The organism is Chryseobacterium sp. GQ58 (assembly GCF_059758895.1).
In genome coordinates this window covers 288,902-302,072 of the sequence record NZ_JCAXEH010000001.1, presented here as the reverse complement: position 1 = coordinate 302,072, position 13,171 = coordinate 288,902, and the positions used below count along the sequence as shown (strand labels likewise).

General features: G+C 36.6%; 11 protein-coding genes. 2 read left to right on the top strand and 9 right to left on the bottom strand.

Features of this window, described 5'->3' with window-relative positions:
• Positions 1–280: 280 nt before the first annotated feature.
• Positions 281–739 (top strand): hypothetical protein, encoded by a 459-nt coding sequence (locus AC6CHK_RS01405; RefSeq protein WP_498092843.1) that lies wholly within the window; start codon positions 281–283, stop codon positions 737–739.
• Positions 740–990: 251 nt separating this feature from the next.
• On the opposite strand, the gene AC6CHK_RS01400 is transcribed toward AC6CHK_RS01405, so the two are convergent.
• The 7 genes from AC6CHK_RS01400 to AC6CHK_RS01370 all read right to left on the bottom strand — a co-directional run bounded on the left by AC6CHK_RS01400 (position 991) and on the right by AC6CHK_RS01370 (position 10,060).
• Positions 991–1,551 carry a phage tail-like protein gene (locus AC6CHK_RS01400; protein ID WP_498092842.1) on the bottom strand — a complete coding sequence of 187 codons (561 nt, stop codon included), beginning with the start codon at positions 1,549–1,551 and terminating at the stop codon, positions 991–993.
• Positions 1,552–1,586: 35 nt separating this feature from the next.
• Positions 1,587–4,193, bottom strand: coding sequence for a DUF4347 domain-containing protein (locus AC6CHK_RS01395; protein ID WP_498092840.1), 2,607 nt, complete (start codon positions 4,191–4,193; stop codon positions 1,587–1,589).
• A 124-nt stretch (positions 4,194–4,317) separates the two neighbouring features.
• Positions 4,318–4,878 carry a phage tail-like protein gene (locus tag AC6CHK_RS01390; RefSeq protein ID WP_498092839.1) on the bottom strand — a complete coding sequence of 187 codons (561 nt, stop codon included), beginning with the start codon at positions 4,876–4,878 and terminating at the stop codon, positions 4,318–4,320.
• Positions 4,879–4,913: 35 nt separating this feature from the next.
• Positions 4,914–8,186 carry a beta strand repeat-containing protein gene (locus tag AC6CHK_RS01385; RefSeq protein ID WP_498092837.1) on the bottom strand — a complete coding sequence of 1,091 codons (3,273 nt, stop codon included), beginning with the start codon at positions 8,184–8,186 and terminating at the stop codon, positions 4,914–4,916.
• 213 nt (positions 8,187–8,399) lie between these two features.
• Positions 8,400–8,726: a helix-turn-helix domain-containing protein gene (locus AC6CHK_RS01380; protein WP_498092836.1), complete on the bottom strand. Its 327-nt coding sequence runs from the start codon at positions 8,724–8,726 to the stop codon at positions 8,400–8,402.
• Between the two features lie 21 nt (positions 8,727–8,747).
• The gene (locus AC6CHK_RS01375; RefSeq protein WP_498092834.1) at positions 8,748–9,539 is read right to left on the bottom strand and encodes a complement C1q domain-containing protein; all 792 of its coding nucleotides are present in this window, start codon (positions 9,537–9,539) and stop codon (positions 8,748–8,750) included.
• 95 nt (positions 9,540–9,634) lie between these two features.
• A complete protein-coding gene (locus AC6CHK_RS01370; RefSeq protein WP_498092833.1) occupies positions 9,635–10,060 on the bottom strand; it encodes a transposase in 426 nt (141 codons plus the stop codon).
• Between the two features lie 298 nt (positions 10,061–10,358).
• Here AC6CHK_RS01370 and AC6CHK_RS01365 point away from each other — a divergent pair, with 298 nt between their 5' ends.
• Complete coding sequence (locus tag AC6CHK_RS01365; RefSeq protein WP_498092831.1) at positions 10,359–12,059, top strand: tetratricopeptide repeat protein; 1,701 nt, start codon at positions 10,359–10,361, stop codon at positions 12,057–12,059.
• A gap of 11 nt (positions 12,060–12,070) precedes the next feature.
• Here AC6CHK_RS01365 and AC6CHK_RS01360 read toward each other — a convergent pair whose 3' ends face one another.
• Positions 12,071–12,520, bottom strand: a complete 450-nt coding sequence (locus AC6CHK_RS01360; RefSeq protein ID WP_498092830.1) for a GNAT family N-acetyltransferase — start codon at positions 12,518–12,520, stop codon at positions 12,071–12,073.
• Positions 12,513–13,136 (bottom strand): ribosome biogenesis GTP-binding protein YihA/YsxC, encoded by a 624-nt coding sequence (gene yihA / locus AC6CHK_RS01355; RefSeq protein ID WP_498092828.1) that lies wholly within the window; start codon positions 13,134–13,136, stop codon positions 12,513–12,515. Before yihA ends, AC6CHK_RS01360 begins: the two co-directional genes overlap by 8 nt.
• Positions 13,137–13,171: the final 35 nt, after the last annotated feature.

The window sequence follows — 13,171 nt, the reverse complement described above, 5'->3', positions numbered from 1 at the left end:
TTTACTTTTATTGTTAAATTTTAATATAAAAAGCCTTGTTTTTTTGATTATACAATAAATATAAAAAAGAGTATTTCTTAATTGTTTCATGATAAAATTTCGTTAATTTGTCTTAAAACACTAATAAAATACTTTTCTCGGTCGGATTTTGTTTATATTTGAGAGTAGCTGCTTTGTAAAAAAATAAAGGATAGGTTATTACACGGCTTTCATTTGTATCTCGATTGTTTTTTAAGCATTCATTTTTTAAAGAAATAATAAAAACACTAAAAATAAAATTATGTCGAAAAACCAAATCAGTGTAGAAATTCCGGAGAATGTAATTACACAAATAAGCACAAAATTTCAGGAGATTAAAGATCTGCTTGCTCCCTATATGGGAGTCATCACTGCAGAAGAGCGCAAAAGTCTGCCCAAAATGAGTGACAAAAGCGTGGCCTTTGTGAATAAAGTCGTAGAATATACCAACGCCAATCCCAAATTTATCCCAGCAATGATGGATGCTGTGGAATGCAAAAAAGATTATAATGCCAATCAGTCTTTATTGCCATTGTATGCCGCATCGCAGCAGGTAGGCGAAATGATGAAAGACACGATCATGCTTTGCGGACATGAAGCTTATGTACAGGCCCTTTATTATTACGGCAGTGTAAAGCTTGCGGCGAGAACCGGAGATGCAGAGGCAAAAACGATAGCAGACGACCTAGGGAAGCGTTTTCCGAGAGGTAAAAAATTCTAAATAAAACAAGGACGGCGGAGAATAATAGTCAAACCTCCGAGCTTTCAGCTCCGATATCCGAGCTTTTAGCTCGGTAATCCGAGTTAAAAGGTCAAAATTTTGAGCAAAAAGCCCGGATATCGGAGTGCAGCACACAAAAGCCGAAGCTTTTGGCTCGGAAATCCGGGTTAAATGCAAGCCTTGATCCATAAAAAGAAAGCTTTGTCATATGACAAAGCTTTCTTTTATATTTAAGTGTTATAAACAATCATTTAATTAGTTCCTTTCCAAAAGCTCCAGACATTCCCGTTGAAAACGGCGAGCTGTTTGGCTGTTGTATCGTAAACCATCATTCCGGGAGCTGGATTGATGATATTAAGATGCGGACTTGCTACTTTTGGTAAAACCATTGCTTTATTGGTGTCTTCCAATACCAAAATTCCGGGATTTGTTGTGGGTGTTCCGATTCTTACTTCTGCATTGGTGTTTTCTGTCACTACATTATTCTGAATCACGACTCCGTCTGCTGTGGTAACAGGATCAACAGTTGTTCCTGTGGTGTCCACGGAAAGATCTTTCCATCCTGATGCATATTTTACCTTTACTTTGTGGTCTGACAGATCGTACGCAATGGTTCCGTTCACGGCACCTGCCACAGCACCTGCATCGGTAACCCAGGGAAGGATAATTCCTTTATTTTCAGTTCCGAATTCCAGAGAAACGGAAGGATTGGTTACAGTGCTTTTTCCAATAGCGACCTGAGCCTGAATCATGATTCCGCCTGAGATAACTGTTAGGATATATATTGTTTTTTTTATTGCTGTTGTTTTCATTGTGTATCTTTTAAGGATAATTATTTTAAGAATGATTAAGGACACGCTTGTGTATTAAAGCATTTCCATCCTGCTGCTGTACCGTCTGTATTGATCTGTAAACAGTCAAGTGTAATGTTGTAAACCATCATTCCTTCCACGAGATTGGCTGCAGGAATTGCATTGATTTCAGCAGTTGACAATCTGTTTGGCACAAACCCTTTTGTTTTAGCTTCCAGGGCAATCCATCCCCCTTTTCTTACCATTGGCCAGTTGGAGTTGCTCACACCTGCTCTTCCCAGAGAGGTAATCCCTTTTTGCGTATCCAATATTGTTCCTGAGGTAATGGCAGGTTTGTAACAGAATAATGTACAGGCTGTTATTGCGGAATCAATTGCATTGGCATAAGTAGAAGTATAATTTGTAATACCATTGAGATCAGAATCCACACTATCATTTAAACCATCATTATTGGTGTCAGTTGCGGCCGGGTTTAGCTGGCTGTTGTTCGGACTGGCAATTCCATAGCTTCCTCCTGCATTATTGGTTGTCGATGGCGTTATTACGTCTGTTACAGGACTCACCCCTGACTCTGCCAAATCCGAACATCCGTCACCATCACTGTCCAAATCCAGATGGTTTGGAATTGTATCACCGTCTGTATCTACCGAACAGATTACTGGTTTTTGATGCGCAGAAGGAATATAAGAAGCTGCCACTGTTGAGGTAATCTCGCCAATCGTATTGGCAATTGCCAATGCTCCGGAAGTACTTCCTGTTTGTATTTTATAGTATTTGTAAGGCTGCGTGGCTGTAATGGTAAACACTGTTGGTGTCGTTGTAATTAAGGTAGCAGGGCTTAAAGCTGTCGACCATGTAACGCCATCGTTTGAGCCTAACACAACTGCATTCGCATTAGCTGTTGCGCTGATTCTTTGCGAAACACTCAAAGTTGCCAATTGTATAGATGTAGGATATTCAACGGTAAACAAATTGCTGCTGGTAGGATTATCCGTTGCTGCAACTGCACTAAAATTAAATGTTAATGTTGTTGCTCCATCATGTAACAGCTGAATATCACCGTCAGTTTGGTCATCATCTGGACTGGTAAATTGCGAAGTAATTTTTGAGATGACATTCGCTTCCGCAGCAGTATAAAAACAAGCCGGGCTTTCTGTAGCATCCACAATACCATCGTTATCATCATCAATATCTACATTATCGCAAATCCCGTCCCCGTCAGAATCAAAGCTATTTATAATCACAAGACTAGAAGCATCAGAGTAACAATTATTTACGGGATCATAACATACCGCGTAATAAGTACCTGGGGAGACGGCATCCGGGTTATTTACTAGAGTTCCTGAATAAATATTGGTATCGGTAGTATGCCACTGCACTTGCGTACCTGATGAACATCCGGAAACAGCAATAGAATTGAGATTAAATGTAGATGAGCCACACGGGATCGTATAATTTGAAGCTGCTGTTGTCGGCGCCGTATTATTGGTTGCGCAAGTATTATTGACACAACCTCCGTAAAATGCAATTTCCACAACACCATCTTTATCTGATTCGGTATTCCATGATGTCAACCTTACTTTCTTTATGGGATTATCAAAATAAAAGGTCACCCTTGCGGTTTCTCCTTCATCAGCATTTATCAGGGTTGTTGCATTGTTGGTTCCTGAATTACTTACATTAGTTCCCCCATATCCACTTTGTATTGTATAGGTCGTATAACGAACAGGATTACCGTTAATATCATAAGCTATTAATCTTGCTTGTTCATCAGTCGAAGACAGATTTACCAAGTTTCCAATGTACAAATAGAAATTTTTGAGTGGCTTGTTAAAAACAATTTCTCCTCCTTTTTCCGTAGTGCCCTCACTATAAACGGTCAACCTTGGCGAAGTACCCCAATAAATTCCATTTTGAGAGCCAATACGTGTAACTGTAAAATTAAAATCAGGTATAGGCGTCGATATAGTTCCTGCAGTATGCAAATAGGTTGAGCCACTAAAACTCATAGTATTCGGGCCAATGATTTGTGTATTGTTATTCGCTGCACATTGGAGATCATAGGCGTATGCTTCAAACTCTTCGAATTTTTTAAGAAAACCGACTTCCAGTTCCCAGTTCCCATCTTTACCGGTAATGTCATCGGAGGCCGATATAGTCAACCCTAGTTTATTTTCAAGATATTTAACCGCATCTTTTCCTTTTTTACCTTTGGCGAATTCACAACCGAAGATGTTTATATGGTTAATGGTTGTTGGTTGATAGCTAATGGTCTGGTTGAGGAATGCTGCAATTTCCTCTGCATTCATCCATTTTCCTTCTATTAATAATTCACCTGAACGGCCATGGGAAAACAAATGAAAGGTGTTTTTATCCTTAATGCAAAGTGAAGACGCTAAGATTTGTTTGTCTTCTAATTGATCATCAATAAAATAATTTGGAGTGGATGCAGGTGGTGTAAATATCCCTTCATCAATATCTAATATCTCATCATCCAAACCAACAAAATTTATAAAGGTATCTTCGTCGAAATCGTCAATGGATACTGTCTGAGCAGTAAGACCGTTAAAAAAAAGAGTAAGTAGCAAAGGTAAAACCTTACTAAAGAGTAGAATGCTGTGTAAATGATAATTTTTTTTCATATGTGTTTTTATTTAAAGTAAAAATAAAAATTAAAATGCTGTATTTTGTGTATTTTATTTGGATTTTTGTTATTTTGTAAATGTAATTTTATTTAAATAGATGTTTTTTGTTGTTAAAAAAAAATTAATTAGTTGCTTTCCAGAAGCTCCATACATTACCGTTGAAAACAGCGAGCTGTTTAGCGGTGGTATCATAAACCATCATCCCGGGAGCGGGATTGATGATGTTAAGATGCGGACTGGCTACTTTCGGTAACACCATTGCTTTATTGGTGTCTTCCAATACCAAAATTCCGGGATTTGTTGTTGGTGTCCCGATTCTTACTTCCGCATTGGTATTTTCTACCGCTACATTGTTCTGAATCACGACTCCGTCTGTTGTGGTAACGGGATCAACGGTAGTTCCTGTGGTGTCCACGGAAAGATCTTTCCAGCCTGAGGCATACTTTACCTTTACTTTGTGGTCTGACAGATCGTAGGCAATGGTTCCGTTCACGGCACCTGCCACAGCACCTGCATCGGTAACCCAGGGAAGGATAATTCCTTTATTTTCAGTTCCGAATTCCAGAGAAACGGAAGGATTGGTTACAGTGCTTTTTCCAATAGCGACCTGAGCCTGAATCATGATTCCGCCTGAGATAACTGTTAGGATATATATTGTTTTTTTTATTGCTGTTGTTTTCATTGTGTATCTTTTAAGGATAATTATTTTAAGAATGATTAAGGACACGCTTGTGTATTAAAGCATTTCCATCCTGCTGCCGTACCGTCTGTATTGATCTGCAAACAATCCAGAGTGGTATTGTAAAGCATCATTCCTTCCACAAGATTTGCTGTTGGGATTGCATTAATTTCAGCTGTTGAGAGTCTGTTTGGTACAAATCCTTTAGTTTTTGCTTCCAGGGCGATCCATCCCCCTTTTCTTGCCATTGGCCAGTTGGAATTATTCACACCTGCTCTTCCCAAAGAAGTAATACCTTCCTGCGTATCCAATACTGTTCCTGAAGTAATGGCAGGTCTGTAACAAGATAGTGTACAGGCCGTTATTGTGGAATTGATGGCATTGGAGTAGGTGTAAGTTCCGTTATAAGCAGCAGATTGCGTATCATTTGATTCTATTGCTGTATAGAAACCGTTGGTTCCATAATTTGCCGGAGTATTGTTACCAACAGTCACTTCTGAAGAAGAGGAATTAGTAGGATTGTCTAATGTTCCGGGACTGTAAGTTCCTCCGTTTGCAATGATATAATCGATCACTCCGGCTTCTTTGGCATCAGAACATCCGTCGTTGTCGCTGTCTGTATCTAAACGATTTGGAATTCCGTCATTATCAGTATCTATATCTGTACATTCAATTTTTGTTTCTCCATTTACTTGGAATTGTCTGAATTGTGCGTCACTTCCTGCTTGGCCGTTAACAGGTGTGCTCCATGTTATTTTTACAGTTGCCGTAGCACTTGTGGGCGTAAAAGATACTGTTTTGTAACCATGATCAATTGATAAAGAAGATGGGTTAGATTGATTTGCCACAGTTGTGAAATTATGCAATGGCACATTATTAATTGACAATGTAACACTGTTTGCATCAGGATTTTGAGGGCTTAAGGAATAATAGCGATATTTCAATGTGTTTACTACGCCAGGATTCAAATCTGTAAGAGTGAAAGTAAATGTTTCAGTTCCATTATCTTGATATCCTGCTACATAAGTTCCTGTTGAAGCCGTATAGGCAACATAGCTTTCACTTGCTTTACTGCCGCTCCAAGTTCCTGGACGATAATCTTTATATAATGGCTGCCCAGTATCTATACAGTTTTTTTCAACAGTGTCTAGGACGCCATCGTTGTCGTCGTCAATATCAATAGTGTCTATAATATTATCTCCATCTGTGTCATTACAAGATGATATTGTCACCGTCCTTGTAGCCGTAGCATTTGCGCATCCTCCAGTTCCTGTAACAGTGTAAGTAATCGTTGCCGTTCCTGCCGCTACACCTGTAACAACACCTGTTGTAGAGTTAACGGTAGCAATTGCCGTATTAGCAGAACTCCATATTCCTCCTGTTTGCGTGGAAGAGAATGTTGTTGTATTTCCGACACATATATTTTGATTTCCTGAAATTGTTCCTGCGCTTGGAGCAGCAGTCACGGTTACTGTTCTTGTTGCTGTAGCATTTGCGCATCCTCCAGTTCCTGCAACGGTGTAAGTTATGGTTGCCGTTCCTGCCGCTACACCTGTAACAACACCTGTTGTAGAATTAACGGTAGCAATTGCTGTATTAGCAGAACTCCATGTTCCACCTGTTTGTGTGGAAGAGAATGTTGTTGTATTTCCGGAGCATATATTCTGATTTCCTGAAATTGTTCCTGCGCTTGGAGCAGCAGTCACGGTTACTGTTCTTGTTGCTGTAGCATTTGCGCATCCTCCAGTTCCTGCAACAGTGTAAGTTATGGTTGCCGTTCCTGCCGCTACACCTGTAACAACACCTGTTGTAGAATTAACGGTAGCAATTGCTGTATTAGCAGAACTCCATGTTCCACCTGTTTGTGTGGAAGAGAATGTTGTCGTATTTCCGGAGCATATATTCTGATTTCCTGAAATTGTTCCTGCGCTTGGAGCCGCCGTTACGCTCACGGTTCTTGTAGCTGTTTTTGGACATGGACCATTATATTTATCGTAAGAATAAGTAATAGTCGCTGTCCCTACAGCAATTCCTGTAACGACACCGGAAGAATTAACGGTAGCAATCGCTGCATTAGATGAACTCCATGTTCCTCCTATTTGTGTAGAAGAGAATGTTGTGGTACTTCCGGAGCATATATTCTGATTACCCGAAAGAGTACCTGCTGTAAAGTTTGAACAACAGACAGAGGTACTTGAATCTATAGCTTGGGGATAGGTATAATCATTAGCATTTTTGTATACAGCCGCAAAAGTATCGTTATTTTCTACTTTGGAAGCAAATCCATTCGTTCCATACGGTGCGAAAACCACGGACTCTACAACTGTTTTCGTGGAAGTTACAGATCCATTGCTTCCGTTTTGTACGCTTCCAGATTGCATTCCGGCCGAACCCACATAATCAACTACACCTGCTTCAACAGCATCCGGGCATCCGTCCCCATCGCTGTCTAGGTCAAACGTATTTGGGATACCATCATTATCTTGGTCACATGTGGGATATTTAAAAGCACCTAAATGAAAGAATGCTTGCTCATGCAATAAAAATGTAATTTCTAACCTTGTGATTGTTTTTTGTGTTTTCCCACGAAGCATTATCGCTCTATTTTGGTTGCCAGAGGAAGATACATTGAAAGTAAAGCGCCATCCGTTTGCTATGGATGTATTACCGGGTATGCTGTTCGTTACGGATCCGTCGGGGAATGGATGAGGCTCATCAACACCCATTATATTGTAAAAATCAAAATCATCACGTGTAGCTGTTCCTCCTCCCGTCGAATTAATAACAAAATCTACTCGAGGCTGAGGAGTGTCTCCTGCATTATGATCCACATCTCCTACTGCCATAAATAACTGATCTACACGAACAGGATTACTAAATGTGTAAATGAGTGTTACCGGGCCATTACCTCTTATACTTAAATTATAATCGGGGCCTGTAAAGCTTCCTGAATGATTCAATCCGGCTCCAGGTTTAGAATAGTTTCTGTTAAACTGTTGATTTTCTACAGTTATACCGGCAGGTAAATTTGCGGGATATCGGGTAATGGTACTTGTTGTTCCTCCCGGCCAATTTGTACCTCCATTTGCCTGATTTGCAGGAATTATTGCATAGCCATTATCAGGACATTCGATGATATCCAATATCCCGTCATTATCATCATCAATGTCGTCATAGTTGCTGATGCCATCTCCATCAAAGTCGCTCGGAGATCCTGTCTGAGCAGTAAAATTGCTGAAAAGGAAAAGGAGTATTAAAGGCAAAGCCTTACTAAATAGCAGAATGCTATTCGTGGAATAATTTTTTTTCATGTGTATTTGTGTTAAAGTTAAAAAAAATATAAAAAAGATGTTATGTCGCGTATAACATGTTGGTTTTTAGATTGTTTTGCAAATATAGTTTTTTATATAATATAAAATTTGTTTGCATTTTGTTAAAAGAGAATTAAAAATATTTTTGTCCAAAACAATGCTTTCATTCTTAGGTCAGGGAAAAAGCTAAAAACGGATTTATTCACATTTAGATTAAAAGAATAGTTTTTTCCATTTTGCAATGGTATTTCTGCTCAATCCAAAATGAATTGCAAGTTGGCTGTTATTCAAGTTGTTTTCTTTTTGATAATCCAAAATTTTAAAAATTGCAGCTTTATTGTAAGATCGATGTCTTCTGTTGCTTAGCTCACTTTTAGGGTTCTGCTTTCCGAATATAATGTTTTCAATATCAATCACATCCAATTCGGAAAAATCGCTTTTTTTCAAAAGCTTAAGGCATTCTTTTTCCTTTTCAGGAAAATTAAGCTTCAAAAGATCGGTGTAAATTTTTTTGTAATTAGGTTTAATAATTTTGTTCATATAAGTAGTTTTTTGTTAATTTTAAAGTCTTTTAATAATCATTTTTCTTACAAGTGATGTCATACTAGCAGTTCCGCAGCCTTGACACAGTACAAGTCTTTGAGTAATTTGATCCCCTTGCTGAAGGTCAAGCAAAGTAGAATCATATCCGCCGGTTCTTTGAGATGCTGAAATACCCAAAAGTGTCATCGTATAATACTGCTCTGTTTGTGGGATTCCGTTTTTAAGAACAGAAATGTATCTGTGGGCAGAAACATTGTTTGCCGTATGAAATCCTGTTTCCATAATTTCAACTCTATAATATCCCGATTTTGGACATGTCCATGTATCCGTAGCTAAATTAAAGTCTACACCTCCATTTGAACTAAAATCTATAGATGTAAAATTTCCTTTTACAGCGACACCTTGGGTATGGGTTTCAGGCGTAGACGAGGAAACTGCATACACATAGTCGCCTTCTGTTTTAGATAATACTACCTTTTCATAAGTAGTTCCTGTTGCGGTATTTATATCGGTTTTAATGCAAAGAACTGTTTCAGATGGTTTTAAAACTATTGTTTGGTTGTCATCAATCAATTCTGTGCCATTTGCATCAATAGTAAGAGTATAAACCGGAGATAGGTTTTTAATATAATAAACTCTGCCTGCCCGGTTTATTCCTGCTGTTGAGTTAGGAAGTGTTATTGTGCCTGCTGCAGTTCCCAGCCATGAGATGTAAAAGTCATTTTCGCTGGCATTATAAGTAGTACTTGTAATTTTTCCATACGACGCTGCAAAGGAGCCGTTTACTGTTAGTTTGGAAGCGGGAAACACAGTACCAATTCCAACATTGCCAGTTTGACCAAATAGGTTTACAATCCAGCATAATAGGCTGAGTGCAATAAAATTTTTCATCTTAAGGTTTGTAATTAATATTTTTCAATCCACTTATATAGTGTCGTTTTCGGAATATTATATTCTTCTATAATTTGATTTTTTGTCTTTTTCCCAGATCTGATAAGCTCAAGAGTAAAAGCTATTATTTCTTTGGTATAAAGATTTTTTCTAAAGACCGGAAGCGCACTTTTTGAATTGTTTTCCACTTTAGTATTCATTCCTTTTTGAGGCGAAAACAAAATCAGATGTTGAGAATAAAGCCTGAAAAAGTCATATTCCAAAAGTTTACTCCACTTTAATAATAACTCTGTTGATAAACTTGGCTGCTCATACATTTCGTTTACTTCTTGCTCCGTACAGTGAAAAAAATTGCATATACGAGTCGTTTCGATTTTATCGCTATTTACTTTCGTCTGAATAAGATTGCCTATATGGATGTTCTTCAAATCTAACTTCATATGTGATAAAGCTGCTTCAATTCTTAATTTTAAAATTAAGACAGTTAATTTTTTTTTCCTATTTGTGATTACAAAAGTATAGTCGAATTGAAGATTTTGAATAGAGACATGCATTAATTATCATTAACTAAACAGATTTTACAACAATAAAAATGTTAATTAAAAAAAAATAAATATCTGATAATCAACTGTCTATTTTTAAAAATGCATTAATTTTAAAAAAACATGTTTTGTTAAAAAAAATGTATAATTTTAAATAATTATTATTGAGATTATTCAATTTTATATTAACACATGAATGATGAAATTGTTTTTTACTTTTTCTCTTTGTTGTTTTCTTGTACTCTCTTGCAGCTCTTCGGAAGAAGGAAATGAGTACTTTAATTCTATCAATGAAGAACTTTCTCCGATCCGAGAAAATCCGGAAAAAATAAAAATTCTATACGAAAGAGAATTACAGAAATACAAAAAAACCGGAGACAATAAGTTTCTACTAAGCAGTAAATATGTCGAAATAGTTCTTTCTGCAAACGAAAGACTCAAGCAAATACCAATGGTGTACGAGCTGCTAAGGCTGAATGATAACAAATACGAATACTTATCTATTTCTTGTAATTTTAATTTAGCTTCACAATTTGAGAAAACTTCGCCCGAATGGTCTTTAAAATGTATTGATGAGGCAATAAAATTTGATGAAAAAACCGAAGAAAAATACTTTTTACCCCATCTTTATCACTTTAAAGGCAGGCTTTTCTACAATGATGAAAAATATAATGATGCTTTAATCTATTTTAATAAGGCATTACAGACTTACGATCCTAAAACAGAATTGCTATACATTGCTTCAATGCACAACAATATTGGCATGTGTTATAATAAAACAGGTAAATTGGAGCAGGCAATTCGTGAGACTTATCAAGGAATTAGTTTGTTGGAAAAAAAGAACGACCTTAATGCTGTCGAGAAAAATTTCATAAATTATATGAAGGGAACGCTTGCTCACTATTTTCTTGAAAAAAATAATTTTGAGCAGGCAGAAAAGCTGTTTTTAAAAAAAATGGAGTTTTCTTTAAATAGTAAAAACTACCAAATGGCTGTCCGTACATCAAAAGACTTGGTAGATCTCTATAACACAACTCGTGAATATTCCAAAATTGATGAAATAATAGAGACATTAAATATTATCGAACCTAAAGTGGTAAAATTAGAAAATAAGATTATTTTAAATGAACTTACCCAAGAATATTACGCAGATAAAAAAGATAGCGAAAAATTTAAAGTAATCGCTAAAAAGCTTATTGCTCTTAATGATGAAAAAGACAGGCTCTCTCAAAAGGAGATGAAAATAAATTATGACATTGCAGACAACTATATTATAAAAAATGTAAACAGAGAAAATGCAATTCAAAAAAGAAAAAGCCAGTTGCTTATTGTTTCCGTCATACTTTTAGCAATTATTTTTGTGATTGTCACCCTAAATCTCATAAAAGCAAAGAAGAAAAAAGAAGAGCTTATCAACAAAGAAAAAGTAATATTAGAAGGGCAGCGAAAAATTTTGGAGCAAGATGTACAGCTTCAGAAAGAAAAAATCAGGAATCTGCATTTGAATCTAAATCTGAAAACAGAAACAGAAAGAACATTTCTTGAAAACCTTAAAAAATTAAAAAGATCCAAAAACATCAATCCTGAAGAAGTTCTGAAAGATCTTCAGTTTAAAATAAACAACCTTTTGCTGATCGACAAAAAAAATAATGATGTTATCAACGAAAGTTCACTGGAGAACAAATTTTTTATGGAAAAGCTTTCAGAGCAATTTCCTGTTCTTTCTACGCAGGAACTTCAGCTTTGCGTCTATTTTAAGCTCAATTTATCTGCAAAAGAGGTTTCGTTGCTCGAAAATTTTGCCGTTGGAAGCGTAAGAGTTTATAAAACCAAGATCAAATCTAAAATTGGACTTGGGAAAGATGAGGATTTAAGCGAATTTTTAAATAAAGTTTGAGACGTATTTAGTTACTTTCTCAACATTTCCGTGTGAGGAATATTATCTTCAAGATACTTTTTTCCGGTATCTTCAAAGCCAAAATCTGAGTAAAATCTCAAAAGGTAATCTTGCGCCGAAATTCTTATATCTGATGTCCTGAAACGACTTTCAATGGTTTCTATCGCATATTGTATCAATTGTTTGCCCAGCTTTTTACCTCTTCCTTTTTCTGAAGTTAAAACCCGGCCAATTGAGGTTTCATCATATTTTATTCCTTTATCAAAAACCCTGCAATACGCTAAAACATTTTTGTCCTGCTCTGCCCAAATATGGATCGATTTTTGGTCATAATCATCCAAATCGGGATAAGGACAATTCTGTTCAACCACAAAAACATCAATTCTTGCTTTTAAAATCTCATAAAGTTCAGAAGTGGTAATTTCTTCAAAACTTTTTATTTTCCAGATAATCTTATTCATTAAAAGTCACGCTGTTATTAGCCAAAAACTCGTTGGTTTTTTGAATGAAACTTAAAATTTCATCAGTTCCCGTTTTCTTTTCGGCAGATGTTACATAAATTTCCGGCAAATCTTCCCATGTTTTGTGAAGTTCAACTTTATAATCTTCCACATTTTTTATGGCAATATTCGGTTTTAGTTTATCAACTTTCGTGAAAACTATTGAAAACGGAACACCACTTTCTCCACACCACTGGATAAATTCCAAATCGATATTCTGAGGAGTATGACGAGAATCTATCAAAACAAAAAGATTAACAAGGTTATTTCTGTTTAATATATAATTGTTGATTAATTTCTCAAAATCCCTTCTCATCACTTTTGAAACCTTTGCATATCCATATCCGGGTAAATCGGTAAGATACCAGCTTTCATTAATGATGAAATGATTGATCAACTGAGTTTTCCCCGGAGTTCCTGAAGTTTTTGCCAAATCTTTCCTGTTCAGCATCCCATTGATTAACGAAGATTTTCCTACGTTTGAACGTCCGATAAAAGCGTATTCAGGGATGGTTCCTTCAGGGCATTCCTGCCATTTTCCGCTGCTTTTTACAAACTCTGCTGTCTTTATAACCATTTCTCTTGATTTTATTTAGAAATAAACCATTAAGA

What these genes read in the sequence shown, in the direction of transcription:
- AC6CHK_RS01405 (WP_498092843.1), top strand. Translation starts at nt 281, where the DNA reads ATGTCGAAAAACCAAATCAGTGTAGAAATTCCGGAGAATGTAATTACA.
- AC6CHK_RS01400 (WP_498092842.1), bottom strand. Translation starts at nt 1,551, where the DNA reads ATGAAAACAACAGCAATAAAAAAAACAATATATATCCTAACAGTTATC.
- AC6CHK_RS01395 (WP_498092840.1), bottom strand. Translation starts at nt 4,193, where the DNA reads ATGAAAAAAAATTATCATTTACACAGCATTCTACTCTTTAGTAAGGTT.
- AC6CHK_RS01390 (WP_498092839.1), bottom strand. Translation starts at nt 4,878, where the DNA reads ATGAAAACAACAGCAATAAAAAAAACAATATATATCCTAACAGTTATC.
- AC6CHK_RS01385 (WP_498092837.1), bottom strand. Translation starts at nt 8,186, where the DNA reads ATGAAAAAAAATTATTCCACGAATAGCATTCTGCTATTTAGTAAGGCT.
- AC6CHK_RS01380 (WP_498092836.1), bottom strand. Translation starts at nt 8,726, where the DNA reads ATGAACAAAATTATTAAACCTAATTACAAAAAAATTTACACCGATCTT.
- AC6CHK_RS01370 (WP_498092833.1), bottom strand. Translation starts at nt 10,060, where the DNA reads ATGAAGTTAGATTTGAAGAACATCCATATAGGCAATCTTATTCAGACG.
- AC6CHK_RS01365 (WP_498092831.1), top strand. Translation starts at nt 10,359, where the DNA reads ATGATGAAATTGTTTTTTACTTTTTCTCTTTGTTGTTTTCTTGTACTC.
- AC6CHK_RS01360 (WP_498092830.1), bottom strand. Translation starts at nt 12,520, where the DNA reads ATGAATAAGATTATCTGGAAAATAAAAAGTTTTGAAGAAATTACCACT.
- yihA (WP_498092828.1), bottom strand. Translation starts at nt 13,136, where the DNA reads ATGGTTATAAAGACAGCAGAGTTTGTAAAAAGCAGCGGAAAATGGCAG.